Below are 18,468 nucleotides of genomic sequence, written 5' to 3' on the forward strand. Positions count from 1 at the left end.
GGGATATGGATTCTGATATTATAAAACGAGCTGAGTATACAGAATTCATCAATGAACTAAAAGAGCGCATCCAAATTGCCCAGACTAAAGCGATTTTGAGCGTAAACAGGGAATTAATTTATCTTTACTGGAACATCGGCAAAAGTATAGTTGAGAAACAAGAGGATATGGGCTGGGGCAAAAGTGTGGTGGAGCAGTTGGCTAAAGATCTACGGCGAGAGTTCCCAGATGTAAAGGGCTTCTCTTCAAGGAATATCTGGCGGATGCGTGCGTTCTATTTGGCTTTTACCGAAGATGTTATAAAACTCTCACAGGCTGTGCCAGAAAGTTCATCTAAGGACCTCGCCCAACTTGTGCTGGCTCTCGATGGTGTAAATCTGCCACAAGCTGTGGCAGAAATTCCCTGGGGACATAATCTTACCATTATAAATAAAATAAAAGACGAAAAACAGAGGAAATTAAAGAAACAGATAAAAGCAAATCTGGAGGAGTTGGCATATGGATTCTGAAAAGAGTTTAAGGTTCATGCTATCCCATCCGGAGGGGCAATTTGTGGAGCTGAAGCGATCTGTTTCTAGTTCGGTTGATCGTGAGATAGTAGCATTCGCTAATTCAGGTGGCGGCCACATCATAGTTGGAGCCGATAATAATGGCAAAGTTGTTGGTATATCTGATGTTAATGATCAAATTTCAAGGTTGGAGAGTATAGCCAGAAACTGTGATCCTCCAATACCTTTGAAGATCAGTTCATATACACTAGATGGAAAAGAAATCCTTGAAGTTGAAGTTCCAGATGGTGAGGATAAGCCTTATTCTTGCGCTTCAGGGTTCTTTCTTAGAAGCGGCACTAGCACCCAGAAGATGAAAAGAGACGAAATTGTGGAGTTTCTCTACTCAGTGGGACAGGTGAGGTGGGATGAGAAATCATGTAAAGATTTTCGTTATCCGGATGATTTTGACGAGGAGGCATTCAGGTACTTTCTGGATAGCGCAAAAATAACCTCGGCCGGAATGTCAAGTGAAGACTTACTGATAAATATTGGTGTTGCAAGGAAAACTAGAGAACGATTAATCTTCAATAATGCAGGGGTTTTATTCTTTGCCAAAGAGCCGATACGATTTCTGAGACACAACATTGTAGATTGTATACTTCTTGCAGGTACTGATAAGTTGGAGATCCTCGATAGAAAAGAGTTGAAAGGAAATCTCATGGAAAATGTGAAGCAGGCAATGATATTCCTAAAAATGCACTTGCCTTTAAGATATGAGATTAAGGGATTAAAAAGGAAAGAATTTTTAGAAATTCCAGAGGAAGCACTACGCGAAGCCATCCTTAACGCCATTATCCATAGAGATTACCATTTTGATACTGCGTGGATAACTGTAGAGATATACAGGGATAGGGTAGAGATTTCGGATCCCGGGGGGCTGCCACCGGGGATGCACCCCGAGGACCTCGGTAAGAAGAGTGTCCACAGAAACAAGATAATCGCTGACCTTTTTCACAGAATGGGTGAAGTAGAGAAAGCAGGCTCAGGTATCAATCGTATAAGGGATTTGTTGGCGACCAGTGGGTTGAGCGAGCCAGGGTTTGAGTTTAAATCATTCTTCACAATTATATTCGATAGGAAGCCACAAGTTATAACAGAACTTACAGATAGTGAAATGCTCTTGAAACGTGCTTATGATGGAGTAAATGAGGGAGTAGGTGATGGAGTAAATGAGGGAGTAAAATTGAGATTATCAAAAGAGTTGATCGAAATCCACGCACGGAAATCTATCACCCGCAGAGATATAGAAAAGCTCTTTAATGTATCAACAGCCACTGCTGAAAGAGATATAGCAATGCTAAAAGATGTAAATCTTATAAGGTTCGAGGGCGCACCCAAAACAGGAAAATATGTTCTGACAGAGAAGGGAAAGAAGATGATAGAGGAGGCGGGGTATGGGTTCTGAGCAAGAATTTAATGAAACAGAAATTGGAAAGATTCCAGAAAAGTGGGATTTTAAAGGACTTCAGGAGGTTAGGCAGATAAATATGGGGCAATCTCCTAAATCAGAAACTTATAGCGAAGTTGGAAATGGGCTGCCTTTTTATCAGGGAAGGAGAGACTTCGGTAGAAAATATCCTACAGTTAGTGTTTATTGCACTGATCCAAAGAAAATTGCCATTAAAGGGGATGTCCTTTTAACTGTGAGGGCTCCTGTAGGCGAAATAAACGAAGCAATCGAAGACTGTTGTATTGGTTTAGGGGAGTCTCGGCTCTTAGATTGGATAATGGTAACAATGAATTTCTGTATTTTCTTATGAAATATTATGAACGCAAATGGAAGAGTCTTGAAACTGGAACGGTATTTGGTGCAACAAAAAATCGCCTCTATCCTTGGTGCTCTAGACGACAAAATCCACATGCCCCCGAAACAGCAGTAGTGATTACCAAGGAGGAAGTTGTAGATATATTTGGCTTTACCGAGAAGGCACGACCAGAAATTTCTATATACATCCGAGAGAAGTTTTTGCAGACGTAATTACAGATCGAGCAGCATCCGTAATTCTTGTCCACAATCATCCATCTAGGGTCTTAGAACCCAGTAATCAAGATATTTTTATGACAAAGCAACTTGTTGAGGCCGTATCAATTTCGGGTATTAAAGTATTGGACCATTTAATCATATCGAAAAGGGGACATTTGAGCATGAAAGATAGAGGTTTATTATGAACTTTCATTTCTTGATTTGGTAATTTATAATGATAGTTAGGATCGTATTTTTTCCCGTAAAGATTTTGGCGTTCTACCACCCACTTATTTTAAAAGAAAATAGTTGTTTGTTTATGCATATATTGTATTATCAAATATCATAGAAGACTGTATTTCAAAATAATTAAAAAGGAGGAGTTTTACAATGCTTTCTGATATCGAAATTGCAAGATCTGCAAAGCTAAAAAAAATTGATTTAATCGCAAACGAGCTGGATATTCCAGAGGAGTACTACAATCTTTACGGAAAGAACATTGCCAAAGTTTCCCACAAATATTTGAATGAACTTAACTTCAAAAATGACGGTAATTTAGTAATGGTAACTGCTATTACTCCAACGCCTGCTGGTGAAGGAAAAACTACAACAAGTATTTCACTATCCATGGCTTTAAACAAAATCCACAAAAGGTCAATAGTAACTCTAAGAGAACCTTCTTTGGGTCCAGTAATGGGTATAAAAGGGGGAGCAGCAGGTGGAGGCTACTCTCAAGTACTTCCTATGGAAGACATAAACTTACATTTCACAGGAGACATTCATGCCGTTACCTCAGCCCATAACCTAATATCAGCAATTTTAGATGATTACATAAAGTACAATAAATATGATATAGATTCAACCCAAGTCTCTTGGCCTCGAACTATGGACATGAACGATAGGGCTTTGAGAGAAATAATAGTTGCGTTGGGTGGAAAGAAAAACGGTTATCCCAGACAAGACGGTTTTATAATCACCGCTGCTTCAGAAATAATGGCAATACTATGTTTGATAGAAAATTTGGAAGACTTAAAGAAAAAATTATCTAATATAGTAGTTGCTAAAAATAAAAAGGGAGAACCAGTAACTGTAAAAGATTTAGAAATCACTGGGGCTCTTTCTGTACTCTTAAAAGACGCAATTAATCCTAATTTAGTTCAAACAATTGAAAATACACCTGCCTTTGTTCATGGTGGGCCTTTTGCAAATATCGCTCATGGAACCAATTCTATTTTAGCAACAAAACTTGCCTTGAAGCTTTCTGATTACGTTGTAACCGAAACAGGTTTTGGTTCTGATTTGGGAGGAGAAAAATTCTATGATTTTGTTTCTCCAACTTTTGGCTTAAAACCATCAGCTACGGTTTTGGTAGCTACAATACGGGCTTTAAAATACCATGGGGGACAAAACTTAAAGGATTTGAATACGCCAAACCTTGAAAGTTTAGAAAAAGGATTGCCTAACTTACAGGTTCACGTTGAAAACCTAAAAAAGTACAATATTCCTGTGGTTGTTTCTTTAAATAAATTTTACTCAGATACGGATGAAGAAATCAATATGGTAAAAGATTATTGTGATAAATTAGGTGTAGAAGTAAGTGTCAACGAAGGATTTGAGAAAGGTTCAGAAGGTGCTATAGACTTAGCTGAAAAAGTGGTAAAAGTTAGTGAACAACAATCCGAATTGAAAAGTATTTACGATTTTAAAGATCCTTTAGAAGTGAAAATAGAAAAGTTAGCAAAAAATATCTATCGTGCTTCCAAGGTTGAATATTCTTCGGAGGCCTTATCAACAATTAAATTTTTGAAAAAATACGGATACGAAAATCTCCCTGTAATTGTAGCAAAAACCCAGTATTCTATATCCGACGATCCTAAAAAACTTGGATTTCCAAAGGACTATACTTTCACAATACGAGATTTTGAACTTTCGGCGGGCGCAGGGTTCATTGTTGCATTGGCTGGAGATATATTGAGAATGCCTGGCCTTTCAAAGGTTCCCAATGCAGTGAATATGGACATAGACAATGAAGGAAACATATCCGGATTGTCATGAGCACGGTGAATAAATTGAATTTGGGGGGTATCACATTATGTTAATTGAAGTAGACAATATTATTGATGAAATAAAGGCAGAAATATCATCACTTAAAGAAAAAGTTCCTTATGAACCCAAATTAGTAAGTTTAGTTGTTGAACCCGATGAATCTACCAAATCTTATCTTAACTCTCAAAAAAGAAATGCAAAAAAATTTGGAATCAACTTAGAAATTGTTGAAAGTAATGATTTGACTAACGATTTAAGAAAATATAATGAAGACGATGATACTGATGCAATCTTTATTGCAAGACCTTTAAAGAAAGGATACACTGAATTAGATATAGCAAAATATATCAATCCAGAAAAAGATGTTGAAGGGGTAAGTTTACATAACATCGGTTCTATGTTTTACGAAAAAGAATTGTTTGTACCTTGTACAGCAGAAGCGGTGGTGAAAATAATAGAAGATACAACTGACGTTAGAGGTAAAAATATCGTTATCCTTGGAAGAAGTACAACGGTAGGGAAACCCGCTGCAATAATGCTTCAAAGACACGGAAGGGATGCCACTGTCACGGTCACACATACAAAAACTAAGAACTTAAAAGAGATAACCAAAGAAGCAGACATCTTGGTTGCAGCAATAGGTAAGGCTAATTTCGTTGATAGTACTTTTGTAAAAGAAGGAATGATCGTGATCGATGTGGGAATAAATGTAGTGGATGGAAAAATAGTGGGTGATGTAAATAAAGATGTCTCAGAAATATGCCAGTTAACACCTGTACCCGGTGGTGTTGGAAGCGTCACAACAGCTATTCTAATGAGAAATGTTTTTAGAGCGGCTAACAATAAAAAGGGAGATATGCAACTTTGAAGAATAATTTCAACGAAATTGTGGACAGAAAATCTACAGAGTCAGTAAAATGGAACGGTGTCAAAAGTCTTTATGGTAGAGATGATGTTATCCCCATGTGGGTAGCTGATATGGATTTTAAATCTCCACCTGAAGTAATTGAAGCATTAAAACAACGAGCAGAACATGGAATTTTTGGATATCCAATGTTAGACGAAGATTACTTTGTTCCTTTTATAAATTGGATCAAGGCAAGACATGGCATCGAGATAAAAAAAGAGTGGATAGTGACTACTGACGGTGTGGTTGACGCCTTAAAAATAGCCATACTTGCCTACTCCAAACCAGGAGACAACGTTGTAATTCAAACACCTGTTTACTATCCTTTTTATAACATCATCAAATCCAATGGCCGAATGATAATAAAAAATTCTCTAAAATTTGAAAACAGAAATTATAGCATGGATTTTGATGATTTAGAAAAGAAATTATCACTCAAAAGAACGAAATTATTCATCTTATGTAATCCGCACAACCCAGTGGGAAGAGTTTGGAAACGGGAAGAATTAGAAAAGTTAGTTCAATTATGTATTAAACATAACGTTCTTTTGTTATCCGACGAAATACATTCAGATCTAGTATTTTCTCCCAACAAACATATTCCAATATTTTCGATCTCACAAGATATAAAAGAGGGTTCTTTAACTTTTTATGCCCCAAGTAAAACATTCAATTTAGCTGGCTTAAAAGCCTCGTTTGCTGTTATCCCAAATGAACAATTAAGAACTGAATACAAAAATGTTATTGAGAGTCTTTCAAGTGATAATTTAAATATCTTTGGAATGGTTGCAGCTAAAGTTGCTTATGAAAGAGGTGAAGATTGGCTTGATGATTTACTAAATTACTTGAGAGCCAATATCGATTACGTGTACGATTTCTTCAATGAAAAACTACCTAAAGTAAAATTGCAAAAACCAGAAGGAACATATTTAATGTGGTTAGATTTTAGGGCATATGGAGATGAGCAAAAAGTCAAAGATATACTCGTAAACAAAGCAAAAGTTGGTTTAGAAGAAGGTAGCATCTTTGGAGAAGAAGGTAAAGGCTTTTTTAGAATGAATATTGGATGTCCCATATCTATGTTAAAAGATGCATGCAACAATATTTACGATGCTTTTAAAAATTTATAAAAATAGAAAAAGTAAAAGGGAGAATTTAATGTATAACTCTGCAAAGCAACTATTAGAACTTTGTGAAAAGCAAAAAAAGCCAATCTATCAAGTAGTTATAGAAGAAGAATCCAAATCATCTGGTTCAGCTCCTGAAATAATTCTTTCACAAATGAAAGAAATTTTATCTGTCATGGAGCACTCCTCTCAAAGTACCTTGAATAAAAAGGTACCTAGTTTATCAGGAATGATGGGAGGAGATGCTCAACGGGTTAACAATTATCAAAAGGATGGTAAAACCCTTTTAGGGGTTATTCCTAATAAAGCGATGGCTATGGCCCTTTCAACCGCAGAAGTCAATGCCTCTATGGGAAAAATAGTAGCAGCTCCCACTGCGGGCTCTTCTGGCATATTACCAGCAGTCTTGATGACTCTTGAGGAAAGTTTAAATTTGAATGAAGAGGATTTGATCCATGCCCTACTTGTAGCAGCGGGGATTGGACGAGTTATCGGTCAAAATGCAACCTTTTCTGGTGCTGAAGGGGGATGCCAAGTAGAGTGTGGTTCAGCGGCAGCTATGGCTGCGGGAGCTGCAGTGTTTGCTTCAGAAGGAAACAATGAACAAATCTTTCATGCAGCCTCTATTGCACTCATTAATATAATGGGGCTGGTTTGTGATCCCATTGCTGGTTTAGTAGAATTCCCATGTATTCTGAGAAATGCTTCAGGAGCTATAAATGCCTTGTCTGCCGCAGATTTAGCTCTTGCAGGGGTAAAATCTTTAATACCTTTTGATGAAGTGGTAAAAGCAATGTACAAAGTAGGAAAAGCTCTTCCAGAAAGCTTAAGAGAAACAGGGCTTGGTGGTATAGCAGGTACTCCAACAGGTTGTGCTATAAAAAACTCTCTGCTTAAGAATGGTTAAACTTTGTTACTTTCATTGCAATAATATCAGAGAGATAAAGAAAGGGATATCATATGAAAAACTTCGGTATTTTCGACGTAATCGGTCCCGTTATGATTGGTCCTTCTAGTTCTCATACTGCTGGTGCTGCTAGAATTGCTTTAGTAGCTCGAAGGATTGCCGGGGTAGGCTATCATCATGTGGATTTTTTTCTTCATGGTTCTTTCGCAGCTACTTACAAAGGCCATGGAACCGATAAGGCTCTTGTTGGAGGAATATTAGGGTTTGAGCCTAGTGATCTACGCATTAAGAATTCTTTTTTACATGCCAAAGAGGTAGGAATTACTTATAATTTTATTCCTGTTAACTTGGAAGACGTCCATCCTAATACTGTAAAAATTGAGTTTCATTACCCCGATGGAAGTTATTTTTATGTAATCGGTTCTTCTATCGGTGGGGGAAATATTGAAATCACTAATATTAATGGTACCTCTGTTATTTTTACAGCAGAAAATCCTACTTTACTTTTTAGATACAAAGAGCAAAAAGGAATGATTGCTTATATTTCCAATGCTTTGTACTCCAAAGGGCATAATATTGATTTAATGAGAACCATCAAAGAAGACGATGAGGTTCTTCTTATAGTAGAATTAAATGAAAGTTTAGATTCTGAACTCTATGAATCTATCCAAAACGGAAAGACTTTTTTATTTAGCAAATATATTTATGTACCCATTTCAAAAATAGGTAAAAGCAATGATTAAATAAAAGTTAAATGTCTTACTATTGAAAGTTTTAGAAAATAGTCAAATGCTTGCTTTTACAGTTTCCAAAAATAGTAAAAAACCCAAAACTAAGGAGGAAATTAAATTTGAGAGATTACAAAAAAATCTACTACGAGTGGTTAAATAATCCATATATTGATGAAAGAGCAAAAGAAGAATTAAAAAGTATTGAAAACAATCCTGAAGAGATAAAAGAAAGATTCTACAAAGATCTCGAGTTTGGAACAGCTGGATTGAGAGGAAAACTGGGTATAGGTTCGAATATGATGAATATATACACTGTGGGCAGAGCATCTCAAGCCCTTGCTGATTATATAACAGACTTTGGTGAAGAAAGGATGAAGATGGGTGTTGTGATAGCCTACGACGTACGCCACTTTTCAAAGGAGTTTGCAAAAGAATCTGCATTAATCCTTGCGGCTAATGGTATAAAAACTTACTTATTTGACGATATTAGGCCTACGCCCGTTTTATCCTTTGCTGTCAGATATCTGAAAACTACTGCTGGAATAGTCGTTACCGCTAGTCACAATCCGAAAGATTACAACGGTTACAAGGTTTATTGGGATCAAGGGTCTCAAATATTAGATGATGTTGCCAATGGAATAATAGAAAAGATCGAAAAAATAGGATACGATTTTAGTAAAATAAAAAAAATAAGCGAAGAAGAAGCGCTTAACAAGAATTTACTTCAATACATTTCAAAAGAAGTCGATGAAGAATACATTCAAAGAGTGGAAGGTTTGGCGTTAAGGGACGAAGATTTAGATAAAAATATAAAAATAGTTTACACACCTTTGAATGGAACATCAAATAATTTTGTCAGAAGGGTACTTAAAGATAGAGGTTTTAAAAATGTATTCATAGTTAAAGAACAAGAACTACCCGATCCAGATTTCAAAAGCGTTGCCAACCCAAATCCAGAATACGAAGTAGCTTTTGAAGAGGCAAAAAAATTAGGTTATGAAAAAAATGCCCAATTACTTTTAGCAAATGATCCCGATGGAGATAGAACCGCTTTAGAAATTTTAGATGGCAACAATTACAAAATGTTAAACGGTAACCAAGTTGGAGCCCTTTTGGTTAATTACATACTAGAAAGCAAGAGTAAAAAAGGTAGTTTGGAAGAAAACTCTGTTATCATAAAATCGATAGTTACGGGAGATCTCACAAAAAGGATTGCAAAAAAATATGGTGTATCCGTTCTTGAAACACTTACTGGATTTAAAAATATTTGTGGAAAAGAAAACGAATTAGAAAAAGAAGGTAAGAGTAAGTTTCTCTTTGGTTTCGAAGAAAGTATTGGTTATATATACGGCACCTTTGTGAGAGATAAGGATGGAACTATTGCCTCTATGCTTATATCAGAGATGGTTGGATACTACTCTAAAAAAAATAAGAATTTAATTGAGGTATTAGAAGATATTTATCAGGAGTATGGTTACGAGTTGGAAAACAATTATTCTCTTGTGCTTGAAGGAGTTGAAGGCCAAGAAAGAATTAAAAGGATAATGGAGAAATTCAGAAACAACTTTCCCAAAGAAATGGGGGATCTCAAACTTGAACAATACGCGGATTATTTAAAAAGAAAAATATACAATTTAACAACAGGTGAAATTAACGATATAACCGATATACCTTCTTCTGATGTTTTAAGATTCTGGTTTAGCGATGGTTCATGGTATGCAATTAGGCCCTCCGGTACTGAACCAAAACTTAAAATATACATATATTCAAACGATAAAGAAAAAGAAAAATCAAAAGCAAAACTCGATCTGATTAGAAATACCGTTGATAGCATCATAGAACATGTTGTTTAGCGTTTCACACCTTATTGGGGGAAAAAACTATGATGGATATAGATAATACATCAGACTCTATAAAAGATAAAGACAAAATCGAAGGATATATCTCAGAATTTTTATCATATCTGAAATTCGTCAAGCGAAGGGCAGATTCTACTATATATGAATACAAAAAAATATTGAAGAGTTATAAAAAATTTGTTCAAATTTATGGTCTTACCCGAGGATGCTTTCTTAAATATCTTGAAGAGATCTCAAATCTATCACAAAGAACCATAAAACTTAGGATAGTTGTTTTAAAATCCTTTTTGAACTATCTATACGAAAATGGAGAAATATCTGGTAAAAAATATTGGAAAGATGCAAACGCAAAAATTCCAAGTGACGTTCCCAAAGGCTTGACAGAAAGTCAAATCAAAGTTTTTTTCTCGGTTATTGAAGACAAATTTGACAAAACTTTTTATTCATTGTTATTAAAAACAGGTTTAAGAATTTCAGAGGCTTTGTGGTTAGAAAAAGAGCAAATTATTTTTTACAACGATCATGCTGAGCTTGTTATAAATGGGAAAGGAAACAGAGTAAGATATCTAAAGATTTCAAAACAATACGCAGAACAGTTAATAACCTTTGCAGAAAAAAACACCCCAAAGGGGGCTCAAGGTAAGAAGTATATCTTTTCAAATGACAACGATGTCCCCATAACTTCTAGAACTATGGAGAGAAGATTCAAAGATTACGTTATTAAAGCCAACAATAAAATTGATCAATTAAGAACAAAGGGCTATAACAATATAAATTATATTAACGCAACTCCTCATGCTTTAAGACACACATGTGCAAAAAGGCTTTTGAACTCGGGAAAAAATTTGGAGGAAGTTCGATATATACTTGGACATACAACCATCTCAACTACTGGGATATACGTAAGATCTGATAGCCATAGTTCAGTGCTGGATCAAATATAACAATTTCAAAGTTACCTCTCAAAAAGTTCCCCAACTTAACGGGGAACTTTTTAATAAAGAAAAAAATATTTTTATTGTTTATTATATGTTTAACTTTACATTGTATAATAATATTTACAGTGATATAATATATTTACTATTAAAAAGATTATTCTTATTAAATATAAATATATCTAATATATAATTTATGTATGACGTATAATAAAATATATAATGTATATATGATCTTTGAAAATTAAAATATAACAAAACGGATCAACAATAAATTAATAATATGAATTTTTCCATTGACAAATAAAAAAGTAAGTAATTTAGTAAAAAATAGAAAAGAAATTAATGTCGGAAAACCTAAGTTTTCCGACATAGTGAATTAAACAATCTAAAGTTACTAATTTTAACCTCTAAAAACCTTTATCTATGCTAATTACACATTATCTCTTTGTAAGAAGCCCTGAGAGCCTTTGAAATTTTAAATAAATATAGAAACTAATATATTAAATTTAATTCTCAAAATTAAGCGTTTTACGAAGACCTTTTTCTTTAGGAAGTGTTAGATAAAAAATTTTACCTTCATTTAAGATGAAAATTTAATTTTTCCCCTTTACCCAGGAATCCTTTTTATATACATTGTATATTTATATCATTTTGTACGCATTAACAAATATATAAATTTAAAAGTTTCTTCTTATGCTCAAAGAATGTTATAATATTAATTGATACCCAAAGTTGAAATTAAAAGGGCAAAAAAGTAAAGAAGGTGAAATACAAATGGAAAGGGCACTTAATGTTAAAGTTGATGTTGTTTCAGATAGAGCTATAAGAGAAGAGTTAAAAGATGAAATATTAAAAGAAGCTATATTAATATGAAAAGAGATTACACTCTTATTTTACAAATTTTATAAGTTGGAGAAGATGTATGGCTAAAAGGCAAAAAACTTCAAAAAAAAATACAAAATATAAAATTGAAGTATTAATCGATTTGGCAAAGGGGGAACTACTCAATCACGGCATCACTAACTTCAATTATGAAAAGGTTATCTACGATGCCAAACTCAGCAAATCGACTGTTTATAAAAAGTTTGGAAAAAAAGATGAATTCATAATTTTTGTTATTAAGAGTTTATTGGACGATTTCTTCACCCCTTTTAAGAAATACGTTGATGATTTTAACACTTTCCAAGAAGTGCTTGAGTATCTCTCAAACTTAAACTTCGATGTTCAATCTCTGATGAAAGAGTACCCCATAGATGATCTTTTTGAACACCCTGAGATCACTTCCATTATAAATGATTACTACTATCAACGTTTTGGTAAGGTAATCATAGAAAAGATTGCTGAGTTTCAAAATGCTGGACAAATAAGAAAGGATATCGAAGCTAAATACATCTTAGAATTTCTTACTTCTGTTACCAAAGGAATGGGTATGATGCTCAAAGATCATGATTTCAAAGAAGTCATAGGTAATTATACAAAGTTAATCGAAACCGCCTTAGCTTATAAAATAAATTCTGAAAAGGAGTGAATAATATTAAATCCAAAAATCAGTTAAGATCCAGTAATTTTTTGACCGTCTTGAGTCTCACAATCTTTATTTTAGTTTTTTTTAATGTTAGTACAGTTGTCATAGCTGCTCCAATTTCGAGTAGGGTTCCAATTGCTAGAGATAACGAAGATTCCTCAAAAATACAAATAATAGAACCGTCTAAAATTGCTGAACCTGTGCCCAAATCTGTTCCCACAATCCCACCTTCGAAAACAATAACTAATCAAATACAAAATGAATTAATTTCAAAATTTGAAAGTTTTCAAGGATTTGTTGGGTTTGAATTGAGAGATCTTGGCACCAATGAAGTTCTTTTCAACTACAATTCAGATAAATTATTCATCCCTGCCTCAAACACAAAATTAATTACCGCCCTCGTTGCCTTGGAAAGTCTGGGGGATAATTACAAATTCGAAACTAAAATATACCATACAGGGGAAATATCACCTAATTTCAGAGGAAATCTGTATATAAAAGGATTTGGAGACCCTGTTTTAACTTCCTTACAATATAAAGAAATACTAAAAAGGGCAACGGTGGATAGAGGAATAAAAAGGATATATGGTGATATAATTTTCGATTATTCTTTCATGACCGAAGAAGGTTTTGGTAGAGGCTGGATGTGGGATGACCCCCAGCCACAAATCGCTGCAATTAATATTTGGCAAACAAGCTATGAATCTTTTAAATATAAAACAAATCATGAAATAAAAGATTATATAAACTTCCTTACAACATTATTCTTGCAAGAAATAGGTGTTGAATTTTGGGGAGAAATAAGATATGATGAAGTGCCTTTTAACGCTAATCTTCTATATACAAATCATTCTCCACCACTAATCAATATAATACAACAAATGTTGGAAACAAGCGATAACCAGATAGCCGAACAGATTTTTAGAAATCTTGGCGCTATTTATGGCAATGGGAAAATAGAAGATTCTGAAAATCACTTCCAAAAAGTAATCAAAGAAACCTTAGGATACGACCCAACCGATTATGTAATTAAAGATGGTTGTGGATTATCAATGTACAACTTGTTACCCCCAAAGATGATATCTGATACATTATTTTATCTATATTCAAAGTATCAATCTAAATTTTTTGATTACTTAGCATCACCATACGAAAAAAGCACTCTTGAAAATCGTTTTAACTTTGAAATTTACGCAAAAACTGGAACTTTATATTACGATTCTGCCATCAGTGGGATTTTCAAATCAAAAAGTGGAAAATATTATATTTTTAGCTTAATGGAAAACAACTTTTCCTTTGATGTTTTGAAGGTGAAAGAGTTTGAAAATTCCATAATCAACTATCTCTATGAAAACTTATAATAACAAAAGGGGGATTAATTTATGAGTGAAGAGTTCAACGGTTACTACAGATTTCCGACCATTTACAACGATCAAATAGCCTTTGTTGCAGAAGATGACATCTGGGTAGTTCCTTCTTCAGGGGGAATAGCCAGAAGGTTAACCACAAATGTTGGAGAAATCTCTGATCTAACTTTTTCTGAAGATGGAAAATGGATAGCTTTTACTGGAAGAGATGAAGGAGTACCTGACGTATATATAATTCCTTCAATTGGGGGAGTACCAATTAGGTTAACATATCTAGGCGCAAACAGCAAGGTACTATGTTGGCATAATGGGAAGATAATCTTTTCATCAAATTATGTTCAACCGTTTAAAAGGATTACATCTCTATGGGAAGTAGACGTTGAAGATAAGAGAAAATTAAAACAATTAGATTTTGGTATATGCACTGAAATCTCGTTTGGGAAAGAAAAAGGTGTTGTTTTAGGAAGAAAAACAGGAGACCCAGCTCGATGGAAAAAGTACAGAGGTGGAACAGCGGGTGAATTACTGATAGACTTGGAAGGAAACTACAACTTCAGAAAATTGATCGACTTAAAATCCAACTTTGCCAACCCAATATGGATCCAAGACCGGATTTATTTTATCTCTGACCATGACGATGTTGCTAACATATACTCCTGCACAGTTGAAGGAAAAGACCTAAAAAAGCACACATATCACAATGATTTTTATGTTAGAAATCCAAAATCTGATGGAAAAAATATTGTATACCATGCCGGTTCGGATATTTATATTTTGAATTTATCAAATAACGTATCAGAAAAGGTAAATATAAAATACTACAGTACCTTACCACAAAGAAACAGAAAATTCGTTGACCCAACACAGTATTTTGAAGGTTTCTCTATTTCTAAAGATGCTGAGAATTTAATAACTACTCATAGAGGCAAAAGCTTTTATTACAATAACTGGTACGGTCCCGTTAAACAACTTGGAAAAGAAAACGGTGTCAGATATAGGCTTACCACATACCTAAATCTAAAAGATGAAGAAAAGGCAGTAACAATCAGTGATGAAAATAATTATGAACATATCGAGGTGTATGATCTAAAAACTGGCAATTTAATAAAAAAAGTAGAAGAATATGATTTAGGAAGGGTTATGAATATCGTTGCCTCTCCGAAAGATGAAGAAATTTTATTAACCAATCAAAGAAACGAACTCATTTTGATTGATTTGAGAAACCATAAGAAGATTGATGTGGATAAAAGTACCTTTGGTCCCATTAATGGATATTCTTTCTCTCCAGATGGTAGGTGGATTGCTTATTCAAAGTTTATAAACAGCAAACAAGCAGCTATTATGATATTTGATAAGGAAAAAGAAGAGGTACACCAAGTTACAAAACCTATTCTATTTGATGTAGACCCTGTCTTTGATCCTGAAGGGAAATATCTTTATTTTCTATCTTATAGAATATTCAACCCAATTGAAGATAGATTTCAAATGAATTTAGCTTTCGAAAAAGGAACAAAGCCTTATCTTATAACACTAAAAAAAGATATTTGCTCTCCATTTCAGGAAATAATCAAAGAAGAAGAAGAGAAAGAGAAAGAGAAAAAAGAAGAAGAAATAAAAGTTGATATTGATTTTGATAACATCGCTGATAGAATTATACCCTTCCCGGTTAGTGAAGAAAGATATGTAAATATACAAGCTGCTAAAGAGAAGGTTTTTTACGCTATTTCTCCTGTAAGTGGTGTACTGGAAGATGAAGAAGATATGCTCAGCGAGAAACATGAAAAATTAACCTTGAAATACTACGATCTCACAGAAAAAGAAGAAAAAACTTATCTTGAGGGAATTTCAGATTTTCAAATTTCCGAGGACAAAGAAAAAATCGCAATTCTGATAGACGATGAACTAAGAATTCTTAAAACTACCAATCCTCCCTCCCCAGAACAAGAAAAAGAATGTGAAAATAAGTATACAAGAAAGTGCGGCTGGATAGATTTTCACAGAATCAATGTGGAAGTTCAACCACTGTTAGAATGGAGACAAATGCTTTGTGAAGCTTGGCGCCTACAAAAGTTCTATTTTTGGAACAAGGACAAACTAGACGAAATTGAATGGGATAAGATATTAGAAAAGTATTATCCTCTAGTTGAAAGAATAGCAACAAGAACAGAATTTTCTGATTTAATATGGGAAATGCAAGGCGAATTAAAATCATCACACGCCTACGAGATGGGAGGAGAATACAAACCCAAACCAGTTTACAAAATTGGATATTTAGGAGCAGATTTGATACTCGATGAAGATAGAAAACTATATAAAATTAGTCACATCGTAAAGGGAGACATATGGGACGAAAAAAATAAACCCCCATTACTTGGACCAGGGGTTGAGGTAAAAGAAGGAGATTACCTATTAGCGATAAACGGCATAGAAATAAAGGATAAAATACCCAATGAATTTTTGGTGAATTACAGTGGTAAAGATGTTGAAATAGTGGTATCAAGCAGCGATAATATTGATCATAAGAGAAAGTATGTTGTCAAAACGTTAAAAGATGAAACACCTCTAAGATACCGAGAATGGGTAGAAAAAAACAAGAAATATGTTCATGAAAAAACTGATTCACGGATTGGATACATTCACATCCCAGATATGGGATACACTGGATATGTAGAATTTCACAGAAACTTCTTAAGCGAAGTCAGATATGATGGACTCATAATCGATGTAAGAGTCAACAGTGGTGGTTTTGTATCTTCAATGATCTTGGATAAATTGAATAGAAAGTTTATTGGATACGATCTCTCACCATATAGAGAAGCCCAAGCCTATCAATATGACAGTGTAAGAGGCCCAATGGTTGCTATAACGAACGAGTTTGCTGGTTCAGATGGGGATATTTTTAGTCACTCCTTCAAATTAATGAAACTAGGGAAACTTATAGGTAAGAGAACGTGGGGGGGAGTGATTGGAATCTGGCCCAGAAATCCACTTGTTGATCATACCATAACAACTCAACCAGAAATGGCCTTTTGGTTTAAAGATGTTGGATGGGATGTTGAAAATTATGGAACCGATCCGGACATTGAAATAGATATTACCCCAAAAGATTATAAAGAAAATAAAGATACGCAACTCGATATGGCTATAGAGATTGTACTAAAAGAACTGAAAGAAAATCCACCAATAGCTCCAAATGATATCAAAAAGCCATAAATTATTAAATAATACAAAAGCCGAGCGTACTGCTCGGCTTTTAGTTTAAATTAAGATCTGTTTCTTATCTCTCTTCAATTGGAAAAGATACGTATTTAGGAATACCATTTTCATAAAGCGGATAACTTTCTCCTTGGATTAAAGGTTTAGCATACTCAATAAAATTCTCATTCACACCATAACCATCAACAGAAATATATTCTTCAGGTAAATATTTGGTATTATTTGCCACTTCAAATAAGGGAACCTTCCCAAATTCTATCTTGTAAGGGTTGTTCGAAAGGCGGTTAATTGTTACCATGAATCCTGATATACCATCCAGAGCATATTCTAAGGCCTTTTCCCCTACCATAACCGCTTCAGTTTGATCAGTCTTACTAACGATGTGTCCAGCACTTCTTTGAAGATAATCCGGGATAGACACATGTACTTTCAAACCTAACCTTGTTAAAATAATGTTGGCAACAACTCTTCCTACATCTCCCAACTGCCTGTTTCCAAAACTATCGGTGTATCCCATATCAGAAACAAAAGCCCCGCTTTTATACCTAATACCTTCAGAGACAGCAATCGTACAGTAACCATTCTTACTTACTTCTTTTTGAACTTTGTCTATAAAATGATCTTCTTCAAAAATCCTTTCGGGTAGCAAAATGATATGAGGTCCAAAATCTCTATTCAACTTTGCCAACGAAGTAGCTGCGGTAAGCCAGCCTGCATGTCTCCCCATTGTCTCCATTATGAAAATTTTTGTAGAATCTTTTGCCATACTACGCGTATCTATACTTGCTTCCAACATTGAAATTGCCAAATACTTTGCTGCAGAACCATAACCCGGAGAGTGATCGGTGCCGTATAGATCGTTATCTATTGTTTTTGGAATACCTATGACTTTTAAATCATAACCAATTTTTTTTGAATACTCATCGATTTTATGGGCCGTATCCATTGAATCGTTACCACCGTTATAAAAGAAATAACTAATATTATAATCTTCAAACGTTTTAAAAAGTTTTTGAAAACCTTCTTCGTCTCCTTCTTTTAACCTATGTCTGCAAGTACCAAAGGCACTTGCAGGTGTGGTTTTCAAATTATTTATTTTATCAAAAGATTCTTTTGTTAAATCGAATAATTTCCCTTCAAGGACTCCAGTGATACCATTTATTCCCACATATATCTTATCAATTTGTGGATCCTTTAAAGCCTTACTTATCAGTCCATATGCAGAAGCATTTATGACACTTGTAACTCCCCCTGATTGTGCATATAAAATATTTTTTTTGTTCAATAATTACACCCCCGAACTTTTAATTTAAATTACAATTTACCTATAT

The 18,468-nt window shown here is 34.3% G+C and carries 15 protein-coding genes; 14 read left to right on the top strand and 1 reads right to left on the bottom strand.

Annotated elements, in window-relative coordinates; genetic code table 11:
* Positions 1-5: 5 nt before the first annotated feature.
* The 14 genes from PMOB_RS09005 to PMOB_RS09070 all read left to right on the top strand — a co-directional run bounded on the left by PMOB_RS09005 (position 6) and on the right by PMOB_RS09070 (position 17,134).
* Entirely contained in the window at positions 6-509 is a 504-nt protein-coding gene (locus PMOB_RS09005) for a DUF1016 N-terminal domain-containing protein (RefSeq protein ID WP_012209541.1), read from the top strand.
* A complete protein-coding gene (locus tag PMOB_RS09010) occupies positions 499-1,956 on the top strand; it encodes an AlbA family DNA-binding domain-containing protein (RefSeq protein WP_012209542.1) in 1,458 nt (485 codons plus the stop codon). Before PMOB_RS09005 ends, PMOB_RS09010 begins: the two co-directional genes overlap by 11 nt.
* Positions 1,946-2,311 carry a restriction endonuclease subunit S domain-containing protein gene (locus tag PMOB_RS09015; protein ID WP_041534148.1) on the top strand — a complete coding sequence of 122 codons (366 nt, stop codon included), beginning with the start codon at positions 1,946-1,948 and terminating at the stop codon, positions 2,309-2,311. The genes PMOB_RS09010 and PMOB_RS09015 overlap by 11 nt, the downstream gene beginning before the upstream one ends.
* A 148-nt stretch (positions 2,312-2,459) precedes the next feature.
* Positions 2,460-2,720, top strand: coding sequence for a JAB domain-containing protein (locus tag PMOB_RS11200; protein ID WP_081429298.1), 261 nt, complete (start codon positions 2,460-2,462; stop codon positions 2,718-2,720).
* A gap of 184 nt (positions 2,721-2,904) precedes the next feature.
* A complete protein-coding gene (locus PMOB_RS09025; protein ID WP_012209543.1) occupies positions 2,905-4,569 on the top strand; it encodes a formate--tetrahydrofolate ligase in 1,665 nt (554 codons plus the stop codon).
* Positions 4,570-4,606: 37 nt separating this feature from the next.
* A complete protein-coding gene (locus tag PMOB_RS09030) occupies positions 4,607-5,428 on the top strand; it encodes a bifunctional 5,10-methylenetetrahydrofolate dehydrogenase/5,10-methenyltetrahydrofolate cyclohydrolase (RefSeq protein ID WP_012209544.1) in 822 nt (273 codons plus the stop codon).
* The gene (locus PMOB_RS09035) at positions 5,425-6,597 is read left to right on the top strand and encodes a MalY/PatB family protein (protein ID WP_012209545.1); all 1,173 of its coding nucleotides are present in this window, start codon (positions 5,425-5,427) and stop codon (positions 6,595-6,597) included. The genes PMOB_RS09030 and PMOB_RS09035 overlap by 4 nt, the downstream gene beginning before the upstream one ends.
* Positions 6,598-6,625: 28 nt before the next feature.
* Positions 6,626-7,501, top strand: coding sequence for an L-serine ammonia-lyase, iron-sulfur-dependent, subunit alpha (gene sdaAA / locus PMOB_RS09040; protein WP_012209546.1), 876 nt, complete (start codon positions 6,626-6,628; stop codon positions 7,499-7,501).
* Positions 7,502-7,554: 53 nt separating this feature from the next.
* A complete protein-coding gene (gene sdaAB / locus PMOB_RS09045; RefSeq protein WP_012209547.1) occupies positions 7,555-8,244 on the top strand; it encodes an L-serine ammonia-lyase, iron-sulfur-dependent subunit beta in 690 nt (229 codons plus the stop codon).
* 107 nt (positions 8,245-8,351) lie between these two features.
* Positions 8,352-10,085, top strand: coding sequence for a phospho-sugar mutase (locus PMOB_RS09050; RefSeq protein WP_012209548.1), 1,734 nt, complete (start codon positions 8,352-8,354; stop codon positions 10,083-10,085).
* A gap of 29 nt (positions 10,086-10,114) precedes the next feature.
* Entirely contained in the window at positions 10,115-11,035 is a 921-nt protein-coding gene (locus PMOB_RS09055; protein WP_012209549.1) for a tyrosine-type recombinase/integrase, read from the top strand.
* Between the two features lie 916 nt (positions 11,036-11,951).
* Positions 11,952-12,557, top strand: coding sequence for a TetR/AcrR family transcriptional regulator (locus PMOB_RS09060; RefSeq protein WP_012209551.1), 606 nt, complete (start codon positions 11,952-11,954; stop codon positions 12,555-12,557).
* Positions 12,554-13,915: a D-alanyl-D-alanine carboxypeptidase/D-alanyl-D-alanine-endopeptidase gene (locus PMOB_RS09065; protein ID WP_012209552.1), complete on the top strand. Its 1,362-nt coding sequence runs from the start codon at positions 12,554-12,556 to the stop codon at positions 13,913-13,915. Before PMOB_RS09060 ends, PMOB_RS09065 begins: the two co-directional genes overlap by 4 nt.
* Positions 13,916-13,936: 21 nt before the next feature.
* The gene (locus PMOB_RS09070) at positions 13,937-17,134 is read left to right on the top strand and encodes a S41 family peptidase (RefSeq protein ID WP_012209553.1); all 3,198 of its coding nucleotides are present in this window, start codon (positions 13,937-13,939) and stop codon (positions 17,132-17,134) included.
* A gap of 64 nt (positions 17,135-17,198) precedes the next feature.
* Here PMOB_RS09070 and PMOB_RS09075 read toward each other — a convergent pair whose 3' ends face one another.
* On the bottom strand, positions 17,199-18,422 hold the full coding sequence (locus PMOB_RS09075; RefSeq protein WP_012209554.1) for a 6-phosphofructokinase: 1,224 nt from the start codon (positions 18,420-18,422) through the stop codon (positions 17,199-17,201).
* Positions 18,423-18,468 lie beyond the last annotated feature (46 nt).

This window comes from Petrotoga mobilis SJ95, from assembly GCF_000018605.1.
Taxonomy (GTDB): domain Bacteria; phylum Thermotogota; class Thermotogae; order Petrotogales; family Petrotogaceae; genus Petrotoga; species Petrotoga mobilis.